Source organism: Streptomyces sp. AC602_WCS936 (assembly GCF_019049125.1).
Lineage (GTDB): Bacteria > Actinomycetota > Actinomycetes > Streptomycetales > Streptomycetaceae > Streptomyces.
Genome location: NZ_JAGMUF010000137.1, coordinates 219,529 through 235,315 on the forward strand (window position 1 = coordinate 219,529; position 15,787 = coordinate 235,315).

General features: G+C 71.4%; 14 protein-coding genes. 8 read left to right on the top strand and 6 right to left on the bottom strand.

The features are described 5' to 3' along the window. The first annotated feature begins 28 nt into the window (after nucleotides 1–28). From KUM03_RS37225 to KUM03_RS37235, 3 genes are all read left to right on the top strand, one after another. The gene (locus tag KUM03_RS37225; protein WP_217255024.1) at nucleotides 29–634 is read left to right on the top strand and encodes a GNAT family N-acetyltransferase; all 606 of its coding nucleotides are present in this window, start codon (nucleotides 29–31) and stop codon (nucleotides 632–634) included. Nucleotides 635–831: 197 nt separating this feature from the next. Beyond that, complete coding sequence (locus KUM03_RS37230) at nucleotides 832–1,320, top strand: DUF6083 domain-containing protein (protein ID WP_217255026.1); 489 nt, start codon at nucleotides 832–834, stop codon at nucleotides 1,318–1,320. A gap of 122 nt (nucleotides 1,321–1,442) precedes the next feature. Then, on the top strand, nucleotides 1,443–2,126 hold the full coding sequence (locus KUM03_RS37235) for a haloacid dehalogenase type II (RefSeq protein ID WP_217255028.1): 684 nt from the start codon (nucleotides 1,443–1,445) through the stop codon (nucleotides 2,124–2,126). Nucleotides 2,127–2,129: 3 nt separating this feature from the next. Here the strand turns inward: KUM03_RS37235 and KUM03_RS37240 are convergent, their stop codons facing one another. Continuing rightward, entirely contained in the window at nucleotides 2,130–3,143 is a 1,014-nt protein-coding gene (locus tag KUM03_RS37240) for a LacI family DNA-binding transcriptional regulator (protein ID WP_217255030.1), read from the bottom strand. Between the two features lie 260 nt (nucleotides 3,144–3,403). On the opposite strand from KUM03_RS37240, the gene KUM03_RS37245 reads away from it, so the two are divergent. From KUM03_RS37245 to KUM03_RS37260, 4 genes are all read left to right on the top strand, one after another. Beyond that, the gene (locus tag KUM03_RS37245; RefSeq protein ID WP_217255032.1) at nucleotides 3,404–4,711 is read left to right on the top strand and encodes an ABC transporter substrate-binding protein; all 1,308 of its coding nucleotides are present in this window, start codon (nucleotides 3,404–3,406) and stop codon (nucleotides 4,709–4,711) included. 106 nt (nucleotides 4,712–4,817) lie between these two features. After that, the gene (locus KUM03_RS37250; protein WP_217255033.1) at nucleotides 4,818–5,804 is read left to right on the top strand and encodes a carbohydrate ABC transporter permease; all 987 of its coding nucleotides are present in this window, start codon (nucleotides 4,818–4,820) and stop codon (nucleotides 5,802–5,804) included. A 12-nt stretch (nucleotides 5,805–5,816) separates the two neighbouring features. Then, nucleotides 5,817–6,740, top strand: coding sequence for a carbohydrate ABC transporter permease (locus KUM03_RS37255; protein WP_217255034.1), 924 nt, complete (start codon nucleotides 5,817–5,819; stop codon nucleotides 6,738–6,740). Between the two features lie 51 nt (nucleotides 6,741–6,791). Beyond that, the gene (locus tag KUM03_RS37260; RefSeq protein WP_217255036.1) at nucleotides 6,792–8,234 is read left to right on the top strand and encodes a GH1 family beta-glucosidase; all 1,443 of its coding nucleotides are present in this window, start codon (nucleotides 6,792–6,794) and stop codon (nucleotides 8,232–8,234) included. 111 nt (nucleotides 8,235–8,345) lie between these two features. On the opposite strand, the gene KUM03_RS37265 is transcribed toward KUM03_RS37260, so the two are convergent. After that, complete coding sequence (locus KUM03_RS37265) at nucleotides 8,346–9,542, bottom strand: glycoside hydrolase family 64 protein (RefSeq protein ID WP_217255038.1); 1,197 nt, start codon at nucleotides 9,540–9,542, stop codon at nucleotides 8,346–8,348. 141 nt (nucleotides 9,543–9,683) lie between these two features. On the opposite strand from KUM03_RS37265, the gene KUM03_RS37270 reads away from it, so the two are divergent. After that, nucleotides 9,684–10,178, top strand: coding sequence for a hypothetical protein (locus KUM03_RS37270; RefSeq protein WP_308406486.1), 495 nt, complete (start codon nucleotides 9,684–9,686; stop codon nucleotides 10,176–10,178). Between the two features lie 10 nt (nucleotides 10,179–10,188). On the opposite strand, the gene KUM03_RS37275 is transcribed toward KUM03_RS37270, so the two are convergent. The 4 genes from KUM03_RS37275 to KUM03_RS37290 all read right to left on the bottom strand — a co-directional run bounded on the left by KUM03_RS37275 (nucleotide 10,189) and on the right by KUM03_RS37290 (nucleotide 15,784). Next, nucleotides 10,189–10,695, bottom strand: a complete 507-nt coding sequence (locus KUM03_RS37275; RefSeq protein ID WP_217255040.1) for an NUDIX hydrolase — start codon at nucleotides 10,693–10,695, stop codon at nucleotides 10,189–10,191. A 42-nt stretch (nucleotides 10,696–10,737) separates the two neighbouring features. Beyond that, nucleotides 10,738–12,783 carry a CocE/NonD family hydrolase gene (locus KUM03_RS37280; RefSeq protein WP_217255041.1) on the bottom strand — a complete coding sequence of 682 codons (2,046 nt, stop codon included), beginning with the start codon at nucleotides 12,781–12,783 and terminating at the stop codon, nucleotides 10,738–10,740. 12 nt (nucleotides 12,784–12,795) lie between these two features. Beyond that, nucleotides 12,796–14,100 (bottom strand): ATP-grasp domain-containing protein, encoded by a 1,305-nt coding sequence (locus tag KUM03_RS37285; protein ID WP_217255042.1) that lies wholly within the window; start codon nucleotides 14,098–14,100, stop codon nucleotides 12,796–12,798. Between the two features lie 70 nt (nucleotides 14,101–14,170). Continuing rightward, complete coding sequence (locus KUM03_RS37290) at nucleotides 14,171–15,784, bottom strand: VWA domain-containing protein (RefSeq protein WP_217255043.1); 1,614 nt, start codon at nucleotides 15,782–15,784, stop codon at nucleotides 14,171–14,173. Between the last annotated feature and the right edge of the window lie 3 nt (nucleotides 15,785–15,787).

Here is a 15,787-nt window from a genome sequence, read left to right on the forward strand (position 1 = left end):
TGATCAACTGCCGTGCAGAATGGCCCTCATGCCGATAACGAGCACTCCGGAGACAGCGACGCCGGACGACGCCGCAGCGGTCAGCGCAACCCTGGCCCGCGCCTTCGACGACGACCCCATGATGCGCTGGTTCTTCCCCGACGACTCCTCGCGCCAGGAGGCGCTGGGCCGCTACTTCACCACGATCTTCACCCGGCAGTACGTCCGCCATGGCGTGTGCGAGCGCACGGGTGCCGCGGCGGCCTTCTGGGTGCCGCCCGAGGGTCAGGCGCAGGCCGTGCCCGACGCGGAGACGATCCAGGAACTGGTGAGCATCCTCGGCGACCGGGCCGGGCTGTTCCGCGACGCCGTCGAGACCGCGGGCCGGCACACTCCTCAGGAACCCCACTGGTACCTGGCGGTGATCGGCGCCGACCCGGCCGCACAGGGCGGGGGGCACGGAGCCACCCTGCTGCGCTCGGGGCTGGCCAAGGCGGACACGGCGGGCCTGCCCGTCTGCCTGGAGTCCTCCAAGTCGTCGAACCTCGGGTTCTACGAGCACTTCGGCTTCACCGTGCGCGAGGAGTTCTCTCTGCCGGGAGGCGGGCCGGTGCTGTGGGCCATGCGGCGCGAGCCGCGCTCACCGGCCGCCTGAGGACGCACGCGTAGACCGCAGCGAGCCGGGAGCGAGGGTGTTGCCGCTCCCGGCGAGGACCGTCCGGTTTCACGTGAAACGCAAGTTATTCGGGTATTCGGGGGATCCGTGAGCCCCGTCCGGCCCACCCTCCATGCTGCCGTTGCGCCCGCTTTGCGCCCTCCCCGGCCTCCGGCCTGCGTCGCACCCTCAGCTTCATGGCGGATACACACGCACCGCGCCTCGTCCCGTTACCCGGTCCCGACGGCAGTCGGCAGCCACCCCCCGACGCTCCGCGTCCCTGGGAGATCGCCGACCGGAGGCAAGCCGCAGATGACGGAGCCACCGGGCCGGAGCCTCCTGCCCGGCCCGTCTGCCCGCTCTGCGGTCTGACCGGTGAACGCCGCCTCACCTACACCGGCCGGCACGTGCTGCTCGAACCCGGGCTCATCGTCCCCGCCCACCTGGTCCCCGCAGGGCACCGGTGGCACATCGACCCGGGCGGGCAGGCGTGGAACGGAGGGCTGGGCGAACCCCCGCCGGGCTCGACCTGCCGCATCCCTCACCAACTCGCCTGCCCCGGCCTCACCTTGGACGAGCTCAAACCGTGGCGCCGGCTGGATGCCGTACGCGAGGAGAACGCGCGCCGCGCCACGCGGCAGGCGCAGGACGGCGAATGCCCGGGAGCGCTGCCCGACGCGGGGTGAGCCGTTCCACGGCTTCGGTCACGTCGCCACCGGCGGCGTGCACAGGAATCCGGTCGGCTCCCGGCGATGTTGGCACTACTGCCACAGCCGCACCGTCCGTATCCCACCGGGAGCACCCTGCCATGAAACCACTGGAGATCGACGCCCTCGTCCTCGACGTGCTCGGCACGCTCGTCGACGAACCCGCCGGCATCCGCGCCGGAATCCGTGCGCTGGCCCCGTCCGCCGACGAGGCCGGGGTCGAGGAACTGCTCGCACTGTGGCAGCGCCACGTCGAACGGGAGCAGCGCCGCGTCCTCGACGGTGCCCGGCCCTACCTCACCAGCGACGTCCTCGACCTGGAAGCCGCCCGGCTCGTCGCCGACGCCGCCGGAGTCCACGATCCGGCCGCCGTCGAGGAACTGGCCCGGTCGGGTCGCAGGCTCCCGCCATGGCCCGACACCGTGCCGGGGCTCGCCCGGCTCGCCGAGCGGTTCCCGCTGCTCGGTCTCTCCAACGCCGGCCGGACGGCACTGCTCCAGCTCAATTCCCACGCCGGACTGCGCTGGCACCAGGCGCTGTCCGCCGAGGACGCCCGCAGCTACAAACCGGATCCGGCGGTATACCGGTTGGCCGTCACCGTGTCCGGCCGACCGCCGAACCGGCTCCTCATGGTCGCCGCCCACGCCTGGGACCTGCGTGCCGCACAGGCCCTCGGCCTGCGCACCGCCTACGTCGCCCGACCTGTCGGCGACCCGCCCACCTCGTCGGACCACTTCGACCTGCACGCCGACGGCCTGGCGGACCTGGCCGACCGGCTCGGCTGAGCGTCAGGACGACTCGCGCACCACCAGCTCCGTCGGAAGCGTCGTCTGCTGCCGGGGCGCGCCGTGCCGCGTGATGTCGGTGAGGATACGGGCCATGGTCCGGCCCAGCTCCTCCACCGGCTGACGCACCGTCGTGAGCGGCGGATCGGTGTGGCGGGCGAGGACGGAGTCCTCGAACCCGACGACGGCGACGTCCCCGGGCACCTGCCTGCCCTGCCCGCGGAGTTCGGCCAGAGCACCGACCGCCATGAGGTCGGAGGCGGCGAAGACCGCGTCCAGATCCGGGACGCGTTCAAGAAGCAAACGCATGGCCCGCCGACCGCCCTCCTCGGTGAAGTCACCCGCCTCGACCAGGAGTTCACCGGCGGGCATCCCCGCCTCCTCGTGCGCGGTCCGCCAGCCCGCCAGCCGGCTGCGGCCGACGTCCATGTCCAGCGGCCCGGCGATCGTGGCGATCCTCCTCCGGCCCCTGCCGAGCAGGTGCCGGACCGCCGCGGCGGCGCCCCCGGCGTTGTCGGAGTTGACGTAGCTCAGCCGTTCGCCCGCGTCCCGGCGGCCGGCCAGCACGGTGGGCAGGCCCATCTCCTCCAGCATGCCCGGCAGCCGGTCCTCGGAGTGCACGGAGACCAGGAGGACCCCGTCCACGCGGCGGGTCGCCACCGACTCGGTCAACTGGTCCCGCTCCGCCTGGTCGCGGACGAGCATCAGCTGCAACTGGGTCCGGCTGTCGGCGAGCGCGCCGCTGACGCCGCGGATCAGCGCGGCGAAGAACGGCTCCGAACCGAGCCTGCTCTCCGATTCCGGGATCACCAGGGCCACGGCGTCGGTGCGGTTGGTGACCAGGCCGCGCGCGACCGAGTTGGGAACGTAGTTGAGTTCCTTGATGGCCGCAAGTACGCGGGCCCGTGCGTCGGCGCTGACGAGATCCGAGCCGTTGACGACCCGGGAGACGGTGGTGCGGCCCACGCCGGCACGGGCGGCGACCGTTTTGATCGTGGGACGGCGGTCTGAGGTCATGTACTCCCCCCTCGGCGGCCGCGGCGGCGATGCCTGCCGCGGAGGTGACCTGCGGCAATTCTTGCAGACGCAGCCATGTGCGGAGCGACTTCGGGGTCTGGGAAACGAATGCGGGGCCTCGGACTTGCGGGCAACTTGCGTTCAAGTCATTGACAGATGGGCGCGCTCCCACGAGTCTTCACAGCGCCGGGTGGGAACGTGCCCACCAAACTGGGCACGTTCCCACCTCATGTGTGAGCGCCGTCGCTAGGAGGAGATCCATGGGCAGTCTCGGTTCGTTGCGCACGAGGGCGGTGGCGGCGGTCGCGGCCGTCGGCGCGCTGACACTCGTCGTCGGCTGCAGCAGCGGTGACGACTCGGTCACCGGCGGCGGCAAGAAGGACGGCAAGACCGTCATCACCATGGGCCTGTACGGGGTGATGGGCATCAAGGAGACGGGCCTGATCGAGAAGTACGAGAAGGAGAACCCGGACGTCGACATCCAGGCCGAGATCGCCGGTGACGAGCAGACGTACTACACCGCGCTGCAGACCAGGCTCGCCGCCGGCAAGGGCCTGAAGGACATCCAGGGCATCGAGATCGGCCGCGCCAAGGAGATCACCGAGACGCAGGCGGACAAGTTCGCCGACTTCTCGAAGATGACGGGCACCGACCACTTCCTGCCCTGGAAGGAGTCGCAGATCAGCACCGAGGACGGCAAGGTGCTGGGCCTGGGCACCGACATCGGCCCCATGGCCGTCTGCTACCGCAAGGACTACTTCGAGCAGGCCGGCCTGCCCACCGACCGCGAGGAGGTCGCCAAGCTGTGGGCGGGCGACTGGAAGAAGTACGTCGAGGTCGGCCGCACCTTCAAGAAGGACTTCAAGGGTGACGACGTGGCCTACATGGACGCGGCCAGCGGCCTGTTCAACGCCATGGTCTACGGCTACCCCGAGCAGTACTACAACGAGCAGGGCGACCTGATCCACCAGACGAACCCGGCCGTCAAGGAGGCGTGGAACCTCGCCGCCGACGCGGGTGAGGAAGGGCTCACCGCCAAGCTCCGCCAGTTCCAGCCCGGTTGGGACCCCGGCCTGGCCAACGGCACGTTCGCCACGGCCGTGTGCCCGGCGTGGATGCTCAGCCACATCAGCGAGAAGGCCGGTGAGGCCAACAAGGGCAAGTGGGACGTCGCCCGGGCCCCGAAGGGCGCCAACTGGGGCGGCTCCTTCCTCGGCGTGATCGAGCAGAGCCCGGTCAAGGAGGAGGCCAAGAAGCTCGTCGCCTGGCTGACCGCGCCCGAGCAGCAGGCCCACATCTTCAAGGAGATCGGCAACATCCCGTCCTCGGAGCAGGCGCTGGAGTCCGCCGACGTCAAGAACGCCAAGTCGGAGTACTTCAGCGACGCGCCGATCGGCCAGATCTTCGGCGCCGCCGCCCAGGAGATACCGGACAAGCAGGTCCTCGGCCGCAAGGACGGCACGATCAAGGACACCTTCTCCCAGGGCCTGGCCCTGATCGAGCAGGGCACCCCGCGCGAGGAGGCGTGGAAGACCACCGCGGAGCGCATCGAGAAGGCGGTCGGCTGACCCGCCGACCGCTCGCTCCCGAGGCCGTCCGGGCCCGCCGCCAGGCCGGCGGCGGGCCCGTGCCCCGGCCCGCACATCCGCTTTCCGCTCTCAGGAAGGAAGTCCGGTGGCCACCTCCACCACCAAGGCCCTGACCGGCGAGGAGCCGCCCGGCAGGACGGGCGCCGAGGGCACCGCCCGGCGGCGCGGCGCACTGATGCACCGGCTCGACGTCAAGGGCGCCCCGTACGCCTTCGTCGCGCCGTTCTTCGTCGTCTTCGCGGCGTTCAGCTTCTACCCCCTCGTCTACACCTCGTGGATCTCCCTGCACGACGTGGAACTGGCCACCCTCGACGTCATGGAGTGGGTGGCCTTCGACAACTACGTCGAGCTCTGGGGCGACTCACGCTTCTGGAACGCGCTGCAGAACACCATCACCATCGGCATCATCTCCACGGTGCCGCAGCTGATGATGGCGCTGGGCCTGGCCCACCTGCTCAACTACCGGATGCGCGCCTCGCTGTTCTTCCGCGTCGCCTCGCTCGTGCCCTACGCCACGTCGGTCGCCGCCGCCGCCCTCGTTTTCACCATGATCTTCGAACGCGACTTCGGCATGATCAACTGGGCGCTCGGCACCGTCGGTGTCGACCCGGTGAACTGGGAGGCCGACAAGTGGCCCGCCCAGGTCGCGATCTCCACCATCGTCATCTGGCGCTGGACCGGCTACAACGCGCTGCTCTACCTGGCCGCCATGCAGGCCATCCCCGCCGACCGCTACGAGGCCGCCTCCCTCGACGGCGCCTCCCGGTGGAAGCAGTTCATTCACGTCACCATCCCTGGCATCCGCTCCACCATCGTCTTCACCATCGTGCTCTCCACGATCGGCGCCACCCAGCTGTTCGGCGAGCCGCTGATCTTCGGCCAGGGCCCCAACGGCATCACCGGCGGCGCGGACAACCAGTACCAGACGCTCGGCCTGCTCCTGTACGAGGAGGGCTGGAGGAACTACCAGATGGGCCGCTCGGCGACCGTCGCCTGGGCGATGTTCATGCTGCTCGTCCTCGCCTTCGTGGCGCAGCGTCTGATCAAGCGCCTGCGCTCCCGCACGTCCTGACCTGGAGTCGCCATGACCACTCAAAGCCTCCCGGCCCGGACGGACGCTCCGGCCCGGACCCCCGCCGTGCAGCCCGCCGGCCGTGGCGGTCGCCGGCTGCTGCGCCAGCGCGCCGGACGCCAGCACCACGCGGGCCCGCTCGCCTACGTCCTGCTCGCCATCATGGCGGTACTGTCGATCTTTCCGCTGTACTGGACCATGGTGGCCGCCTCCACCGACAACACCCGGGTCAGCCAGACGCCGCCGCCGTTCCTGCCCGGACCGAACCTGTTCAGCAACCTCGCCCGGGCCTGGGACGAGGCCGCGATGGGCAAGGCCATGGTGAACAGCCTCATCGTGGCCGGGGTGATCGCCCTGTCCACGGTGCTGTTCGCGACCCTGGCCGGATTCGCCTTTGCCAAGCTGCGCTTCAAGGGCCGCAACCTGATGCTCATGCTGGTGATCGGCACCATGATGGTGCCGCCGCAGCTCGCCGTCGTGCCGCTGTTCATGATGATGTCCGAGCTGGGCTGGTCGCAGCAGCTGCCCGCCGTCATCTTCCCCACCCTGGTCAGCGCGGTCGGTGTCTTCTTCATGCGCCAGTACCTGTCGGAGGCGCTGCCGGACGAACTCGTCGAGGCCGGACGCGTGGACGGCGCGCACTCGCTGCGCATCTTCTGGAGCATCGTGCTGCCCGTCGCGAGGCCCGCCATGGCGGTCCTGTTCATGATCACGTTCGTGCACGCGTGGAACGACTTCTTCTGGCCGTTCGTGGTGCTCGACATGACCAACCCGACCGTCCCCGTCGCCCTCACCCAGCTCAGCGCGGGCTACGTGCGCGACCAGTCGCTGATCATGGCGGGCGCGCTGCTCGGCACGCTGCCCCTGCTGGTGATGTTCATCGTCTTCGGCCGGCAGATCGTCAGCGGCATCATGGCGGGCGCCGTCAAGGGCTGACCGGCCCGCGCCCCCCCACCTCACCGCACTCTTCACCCCGAAAGGACTCACGTGGCCACCGCCGCACAGCAGCCCGCGTCCGCCGCCCCGGACGCCGCCCTGACCTTCCCCAAGGGCTTCCTCTGGGGCTCCGCGACCGCCTCCTACCAGATCGAGGGGGCCGCCACCGAGGACGGCCGTACCCCGTCCATCTGGGACACGTACGCCCGCACCCCCGGCCGGGTCCGCAACGGCGACACCGGCGACACCGCCACCGACCACTACCACCGCTGGCGCGAGGACGTCGCCCTCATGGCCGAACTCGGCCTCGGCGCCTACCGCTTCTCCCTGGCCTGGCCCCGCATCCAGCCCACCGGCCGCGGCCCCGCCGTACAGAAGGGCCTGGACTTCTACCGGCGCCTCGTCGACGAACTGCTGGACAAGGGCATCCAGCCCGTCGCCACCCTCTACCACTGGGACCTGCCGCAGGAACTGGAGGACGCCGGGGGCTGGCCCGAGCGCGCCACGGCCGAGCGGTTCGCCGAATACGCGGCCCTCGCCGCCGACGCCCTCGGCGACCGGGTGAAGACCTGGACCACCCTCAACGAGCCCTGGTGCAGCGCCTTCCTCGGCTACGGCTCCGGCGTGCACGCCCCCGGCCGCACCGACCCGGTCGCCGCCCTGCGCGCCGCCCACCACCTCAACCTGGCCCACGGCCTGGCGGTCCAGGCGCTGCGCGAGCGCGTCCGCGCGGACGCCCAGTGCTCGGTCACCCTCAACATCCACCACGTCCGCCCGCTGACCGGCAGTGACGCCGACGCCGACGCGGCCCGCCGGATCGACGCGCTCGCCAACCGGGTCTTCACCGGACCGATGCTCCAGGGCGCCTACCCGGAGGACCTGCTCAAGGACACCGCCGCGCTGACCGACTGGTCCTTCGTGCGCGATGGTGACCTGGAGCAGATCCGGCAGCCGCTGGACTTCCTCGGCGTCAACTACTACACGCCCACGGTCGTCTCCGAAGCCGACGGCAGCGGCGCGCACACCTCCGACGGGCACGGCAACAGCCCGCACAGCCCCTGGCCGGGCGCCGACCGGGTCGCCTTCCACCAGCCGCCGGGCGACACCACGGCCATGGGCTGGGCCGTCGACCCGACCGGCCTGTACGACCTGCTGCGCAGGCTGGCGTCCGACTTCCCGAGGCTGCCGCTGGTCATCACCGAGAACGGTGCCGCGTTCGACGACTACGCCGACCCGGCGGGCCAGGTCAACGACCCCGCCCGGATCGCCTACGTGCGCGACCACCTGGCCGCCGTGCACCGGGCCGTCGTGGACGGCGCGGACGTGCGCGGCTACTTCCTGTGGTCGCTGCTGGACAACTTCGAGTGGGCGCACGGCTACGGCAAGCGCTTCGGCGCCGTCTACGTGGACTACCCCACCGGCACCCGCATCCCGAAGGCGAGCGCCCGCTGGTACTCCGAGGTCGCCCGGACCGGCGTTCTGCCCGGCGCCTGACCGGACCCGGTGCGGCACCGCCATCCACCGCCCCGCGCGGTGCCGCGCCAAAAGCCCGCCCCCGGCCCGCGCCGATGCGCGGGGCCGGGGGCGGGGTACCTTGCGACCGGGTCAGTCGAGCGGGTCGAGCGTCAGCCGCGCCTCGACCGGGTTGCCGTCGTGCACCAGCGACTCGTGGTGGCCGACATCGTCGAAGGCGAAGGCGTACGCCTTCCCGTCGGCCATGTGGTCGTGGATGATCCGCGCGTAGTGGTTGGTCACGGAGTCCTGGTAGAAGCCGTCCGCCGAGGGGTCGGGCTGGTTCGGGTTGCTCAGCAGCGTCGAACGGTTGAATCCGGCGCACAGGGTGCGGGAGATCGGCCCGCGCACCTGGTCGTTCGGGGCGTCCAGGAGCTTGTGGCAGCCGAAGACGCTGGAGGCGTCGGGCTTCTGGAAGCTCGTCACGACCGCACCGGAGCCGTCGGCGAAGTGCATGACGCCGCCCGAGACGCGTCCGTAGTACTTCGTGCCGGGCCGGTCGGCGAACGGGGTGACGGTGAGGGTGCTCGTCGTGTACTTCTGCCAGACCCGGTCGATGTAGTCGTCCATGACCGACGCGGGCAGCGCCCCGGTCTCCACGCCGTACAGCGGCGCCAGCGCCCGCAGCACGGTGCCGTCGGACCGGGTCTGGATCAGCCCGCCCCAGCCGGGCTGCGCCCGCAGCGCGCTGAACACGCCCTTGTAGCCGCCGGCCTCCAGCCGGCCCGCGCTGCTCACACTGCCGTCGGCGCGCTGCACGCCGACGGTGTAGGGCGCGGAGAACATGTCGACCTGCGTGCTGTTCAGCCACAGCCCGGAGTCGTTGAGTGTGTACTCGGACCAGTTGAACAGGATGTCGCGGTTGGCGTCGTTCGGGTTCTGGACCGCCGGTTGCACCAGGCCGCCCGTGGTGAGCCGGAAGTCGAGCTTCTGGCCGTACGAGAAGTAGATGCGCCCCGACAGCTTGGGAATGCGGATCGTCTTGGTCTGTCCGGCGGCGGGTCCGGGGATGGACGCGTCCGGCGCGGGGGTGGGGGGATTGCCGCCGGCGGGCCAGGCGTGGAAGGTGCCGTTCGCGTCGGCCCAGCCCTGCTGACCGGTCGTCAGCGAGGTGCCCAGGTTGTAGATGTGGACCGGCTCGCCGCGGCTGGAGTTGTTCGTGATCTTCAGGGGGATGGTGGCGGGGACCGCCGCGTCGGCGGGTGGCGAGGCGCCGAACGTGAGCAGGGCGCCGGCCAGGCCCGCGGCCGAGACCACGGCGAGCAGACGGTGTTTGAGACTGGAGAGCACTCTCGACCTCCGTGCGGGTGTGGGGGGAGATTGGTCCGTACCGAACTTGAGAGCGCTCTCAGAGTCTCGCCAGGGCGCGTCCATGTCAATGTGCGGCGAGGGGGTAGGGTTGCCGACCTGTCCAGTGGTGGGGGGATTGGCGTGGTCACGGATTCCGGTGCGGACGACGACTGCCTGGCGTGCGACCTGATGACGGGGAAGGCGCCGTTGCCGGGCGGCACCGTACTGCGCACCGGGGCATGGGCGGTGGAACACTGCGTCGGGCCGTTCGGTCCGGGCACCCTCGTGGTCAAGCCCGTCCGGCACGTGCTGCACGTCGCCGGCCTGACCGCGGAGGAGTCCGCCGAACTGGGGCCGCTGCTGCAGCAGGTCAGCGCCGCCGTCACCGAGGTGATGAGCCCGGAGCAGGTGTACGTGTGCCTGTGGTCGCACGCCGGGGGAGTGCCCGGCCACATCCACTTCGTCGTGCAGCCCGTCGGCGGCGCGGACATGACCCGCTTCGACGCCTTCGGACCGGCGCTGCAGGTGGCGATGGGGCAGGCCGGGTACTTCCCGGACGCGGCGGAGGTGGAGCGCGTGTGCGACCGGCTGAGGGACGTACTCGGCTCGACCGGCCCGGCGGACCCGACGCGCTGAGCGGCCCGGTTCAGCCGGTCCGGGTGTCCGCGCCGCCGAGCAGTCGGTAGTGCCGTACTTCGGCGGGCCCTCGTGGTGTCGCCTCGGGCCACAGGCAGTCCAGCACACAAGCGGACGGCGGGAAGAGCGCGGAGGGCACCGCCGGGCGGGCGAACCACTCCCAGCGCACGATTTTGTCCGGCTCGGTGACCCGGGGCGTCCCCGCCGCGCCCTCGGTGACGGCCGCGGCCGTCACGCGGGTCAGCCCGGCCAGACCGTCGACGAGAACCGCCAGGACCCGTACGTCCGCCGGGTCCACCACGAGCCCGGTCTCCTCGGCCAGTTCCCGGGCGGCGGCCGTCTCGAAGTCCTCACCGGTGTCGACCTTGCCGCCCGGGAGTTCCCAGCGGCCGTCGTGGCCGAGGCCGAGCAGGACGCGGCCGGCGGGATCGAGGACGGCGAGGCCGACACCGGTGAGACTGTGGGAGACGGGGCGGGCGCGTTCGGGGCGCTCGGCGCCGGGAGTACGAGAGTTCACCCGGCCATTTCACACTGTCGCGACCGTCCGGAGCCACCGGCCCTACAGCAGGTCGCGGGGCACCGTCTCGTTCCAGGTGCGGGAGAACACCCGTCGGCCGCCCTCGTAGCCGTCCAGCGTGGCGTCGACGAAGAACCGGCTCTCGTCGCAGGTGAGACGGGTGTGCGTGACCACACGCACGTCCCAGTCGGCGCGCCTGAAGTCCATCGTCCACGTGGACTCACCGCTCACGGACGTGAAGTCGTCGGCGACGGACGCGTAGCGTTCGTGCGCGCGGCGGCCGACGTCGAGGCCGATCTCCTCGAAGCGGACCGTGCCCCGGTCCTTCACCGTCTCCAGCTCGGCGTGGTAGCCGACCAGGTCCCGCTTCACGTCCCACCGTTCCTCCGGGGGTGTGAGCGTCGTGGTGGCGAGGGGCGGGGTGCCCTCGGGCTCGCCGAACGGCATCGCCAGGCTGTCGTCGGCCTTTTCCGGGGGACGGATCGGGAGGGTGAGCGTGCTGGAGCCCTCGCGGAGGCTGACCATCGCCGGTTTCGGCGGCGGCCAGGCGAGCGGCCAGTAGGACGTGGACAGCGAGAGCCGGACGCGGTGGCCGGGCGGGAAGCTCTGCGCCACTCCGTTGAGGTGGACCCTGGCCCGGTAGCGGCGGCCGGGCACCAGCGGCTCGGGCTCTTCGGCGCTGTCCAGGCGGGTGAGGTTGAGCAGGCCGTAGGTGACCCGGGTGGCGGCTCCGTCCGGGTGGACGTCCGACAGGCGCGCGGCCACCATGGCGACGGGCTGGTCGACCGTCAGGTCGAGGTCGACGGTCGGCGAACCGAGGATCTCCACCCGCTCGGTCAGCGGCTCGGTCTCGAAGACGAGGGAACCGCCGTCCTCCTCGCGCTGGTCGTACGGCAGGTCGGGCGGCGCGTTGTACGACGCCCACTTGCCCGCGAACTGACCGACGGACAACGGGGACCGCACGGTCAGGACCTCCCCCTCGTCCCCGGGACCCGCCTCGGCGTCCGCTTCGAGGGCGGGCCCGATCCGCCGCCCGGTGAGCGGGTGCGTGACCGGACGGACGTGCGGCGACGGCCACTCGGGCTCCGCCACCCAGCGTCCCGGCCGCTCCTCGTACGAGGTGGACGGCGGGACGCTGTCCTGCATCCACGTCCGCAGCATCGGGCCGTCCATCACGCCGTTGTCGACGCCCTTGAGCCAGTGGTCCCACCAGCGCACGACCTCCTGGAGGTAGCCGATGGCGGGCCCCGGTTCGCCGAGGTGGGGGAACTTGTGCGACCAGGGGCCGATGAGTCCCTTGCGGGGCACGTCCAGGTGGGCGAGCAGCCGGGTCACGGCGTTGGAGTAGCCGTCCGCCCAGCCGCTGGAGGCCAGCACCGGACAGCGCACGTCCGCGTAGTTCTCGGCGACCGAGGCGTGCCGCCAATAGTCGTCGAGCCGCTGGTGGCGCAGCCACTCCACGACCCAGGGGCGCGCGTGCTCGAGCCGTTCGTGCCACATGTCGCGCCAGCTGTCGCCGGCCACGGCCGGGTCGGGGGGACAGGTGGCGTAGGCGAACATGGTGCCCGCCTCGGCCAGGTTGTCCGACAGCATGGCCCCGCCCATGTAGTGCATGTCGTCGGCGTGCCGGTCGTCGGTGAAGGACGCGATCACGACGGCCTTCAGGCTCGGTGGCCGCCGGGCCGCCACCTGGAGGGCCGCGAACGCCCCCCACGACAGCCCCATCATCCCCGTGCTGCCGTCGCACCAGGGCTGGTCGGCGAGCCAGGCCAGCACCTCCTCGGCGTCCCGCTGCTCGATCTCCAGGTACTCGTCGCGCAGCACCCCCTCAGACTCGCCGGTGCCCCGCAGGTCGACGCGGACACAGGCGTAGCCGTGCCCGGCGATGTAGGGGTGGTGGACGGAGTCGCGTTCGGCGGTGAGGTCCCGCTTGCGGTACGGGATGTACTCCAGCACCGCCGGCACCGGCTCGTGGTCCGACGACGTGGGCCGCCAGATCCGCGCCGACAGACGGACGCCGTCCGACATGGGGACGACGACGTGTTCCTCTTCCTTCGTCGTGTACGGCAGGTGGGTCACATGACGCATGGTCGGCGCTCCTTAACCCCGCGCTCCTTCCGGCGGCCCGTCGAAGGTGAGGCACAGGGCAGCGACGCACTGGTCGTACTTCCTGCGCAGGTCCTCCTCGTCGTCGCCGCCGGTGAAGATGTGCGCGAGTTCGTAGCTGTAACTGTCCTGCTGGGAGAGGTCGGAGAGCCGTCGGCCCGGCTCGGGCAGGACCTCGATCCGCACGCCCGGTATCTCGCGTTCGACGCGGGCGATGTCCTCGGCGGAGGGCACGTGCCGCACCACACCGTCCGTGAACCACCGGTAATACCACTTCGCCGCCATCGCGTACGGGCCCTCGCGGTGCGGCATGCGCGGATCGTCCCCGAGGGCGAGGGCGAGCATCGCGTGGTGGTTGGGCACGCCGTCCACGTACTGGAACAGCTCGGCGTGCGACTGGGAATGGCGCGGGTTGATCTCCAGCAGGCTGATGTCCTGGCTGCCCGGATCGTAGAAGTACTCCACGCTGAACGTCGCGTTGTCGAAGCCGATCCGGCGCATCACCCGCTCGGTCACGTCGCGCAGCCGGGCGACGACGTCCGGGGGCAGCATGGAGGGGTACTGGTGGCGCAGGAAGCACGGTGAGTCCGGATAGTCGATGGAGTCGAGCGTGCCGTAGACGATCACCTCGCCGTCGTGCACATAGCCCTCCACCGCGACCTGCACGCCCGACAGCGCCTCCTCTGCGAGACACACCCGGCCCCCGACACCGTCCATCTCTGGCGGCAGGTCCACCCGGTCGAGGATGTGCTCGAAGGGTCGGCCGACACGGGAGATGCCCTCGCGCATCTCCGCGACGGCCTTGCGGAACTCCTCCTCGTCCCCGACCCCGAAGGCGAGTTCGGACGAATAGGACAACGCGGGCTTGAGCCACATCGGGAACCGCACGCCGTCCGGCGGACGCGGCGGGTCCGCCGCCAGGTCGACGCGGCCGAAACGCGGATGCCGGTCCGTCACCTCCCGCTGTTCGAGCCGGCTCCAGTACTTGTGCTCGCACTTGACCACCGACTCGAGACTCGTGGTCCGGGTGCCGTACCTCTCGCCGAGGATCGGGACGAGGGTGCTGACCGGGAAGTCCCAGTAGCCGACGATCGCGTCGATGCTCCCGTCGAACGCGTCCAGCACCGTCTGTGCCTTCTCCAGCACCGCCGGCAGGCGCACCTCGCCGTCCTGCAGCTCCTCGACCGTCAACAGGCCGTGGAAGCGGAGCGAGTCGGCACCCGGCACGGCCTGGAGCGTCGGCAGGTTGGCCTCGTCGAGACCGACCACGAAGACGTTCTTGAGATTGTCGTCAGACACGGCTCTCCTCTCTCCTCCCAGGTTCGGCGGGGTACCCCGGCACGGCGCGGGAAACCTCCATCGCCTCCGGTCAGATGACGCGGAAGAGGTCCGCGGCGGCGTGGACGTCGGTGAGGTCCTCGACGGCGCGGAGGTTGTCGCACAGGGCGTCGAGGACCGAGTCGGTCTCGGCGACGCGCGGCGTGCCGACGGCGATGCCGAAGACACGGAAACCGAGCCGCTGCTTGGCGGCGTTCCAGTCGCGCATCCACTTCTCGGTGACGCCGCAGTCGTCGTCGGTCAGCATCACGATGTCGCCGCGGGCGCGGGCCGTGTCGTTGAACTCCTCCTCCAGCACCGCGGCGGCTTCCGTGAGCGGCCGCTGGTAGCTGGTGCCGCCGCCGAGGAAGGACTCCGCGAAGTCGAGCACGTCGGTGACGGGTGCGGGCCGGCCGGCCGGGAAGCGGAAGACCTGGAGCTTGTCGGCGGCGGCGAACAGGATCCCCACGAAGTCGCGCCCGGCGTCGCGGGCCTGGTCCAGCAGCGCCAGGGCGCACGCCTTGGCCCACGCCTCCCGGGTGATGCCGCCGGGCCCCGCCTCGTACATGGAGTGCGAGGTGTCCACGCAGGCGATGACCGCGCCCTGACCGGTAACCTGCTCGCCCTGGCTGTCGTAGAGCATCAGCTCACCGGCGGCGTAGCGGGCGGCGAACACGGCCCGCAGTTCGGGCAGTCCGAGGGCCGCCAGCTCGGAGGGGAGGACGCGAGAGAGGTCGTCGCCGAGCGTGACGCCGATCAGTTCCCCGGTGGCGTTCTCCACCCTGCGGGCTCGCTCGCCGCCGGCCATCTGCCTAAACCGTCCGATCAGCTCGGCCCACTGGGCCAGCCGGCCGGTCCGGAGCCGCTCGGCGAGCCGGGCCCGCTGCTCGAAGGGCATCCGCTCCAGTTCGCCGGGGCCGACGCCCCACGCCCGCATCAGCGCGGTCTCGTTCCGCGTGGCCTCGGCGGCCCGGGCCACGGCGCCGCTAGCGGCGGCCCGGGTCCCGGGGACGGCCACCCCGAGCGCCTGTGCGGCGCCGACGGCGGCCTCGCGCGCGGCGTCCTCGGCGTTCTCGGCCGCCTCGGCCGCCCGTCCAACGGCGTCGGCGCCGTCCTCCTGCGTCTCCTGGGCGGCCTGCCGGAGGGCGTCGGCCACGGCGGTGGCCGCCTCCTCGGCGTCCAGCAGGCTTCGCTTCGCCCGCTCAGCTTGTTCCTGGGCGCGCCCGGAGTGCTCCAGCATCCGGCGCAGCGCGCCGGCCTGGGCGAGTACGGCCATGGCGGCGGCGTACGCGTCACCGGCCGTCTCCCGGTGCAGCGCGGCGAATTCCGGGGAGTCCGTCAGGGACGTGATGATCTGGTGGTTGACCAGCCGGGAGGGGTCCATCTCCGCCGACCGCCGCAACCGCGGCCGTGCCTTGTAGGCGGCCAGGAACGCGTCGGCCAGGAGATCGGCGGCGTGGGCGTGGCGTTCGTCCAGTTCCCGGGCCAGCTCGCGCAGTCCGTCCGACTGCCCGTTCATGTCGCGCCAGGTCATGAGGTCGAACCGGTCCGCGACCACGGCGGCGGTGTGCCGCTCGGCCGTGGCGCTCGCAAGGCTCAGCCACTTTCCGGTCCGGCTCGCCGGCTCGCCGTGCGCGTCCGGTGTCGCGTCCGGCGCCCCGTCCATGTT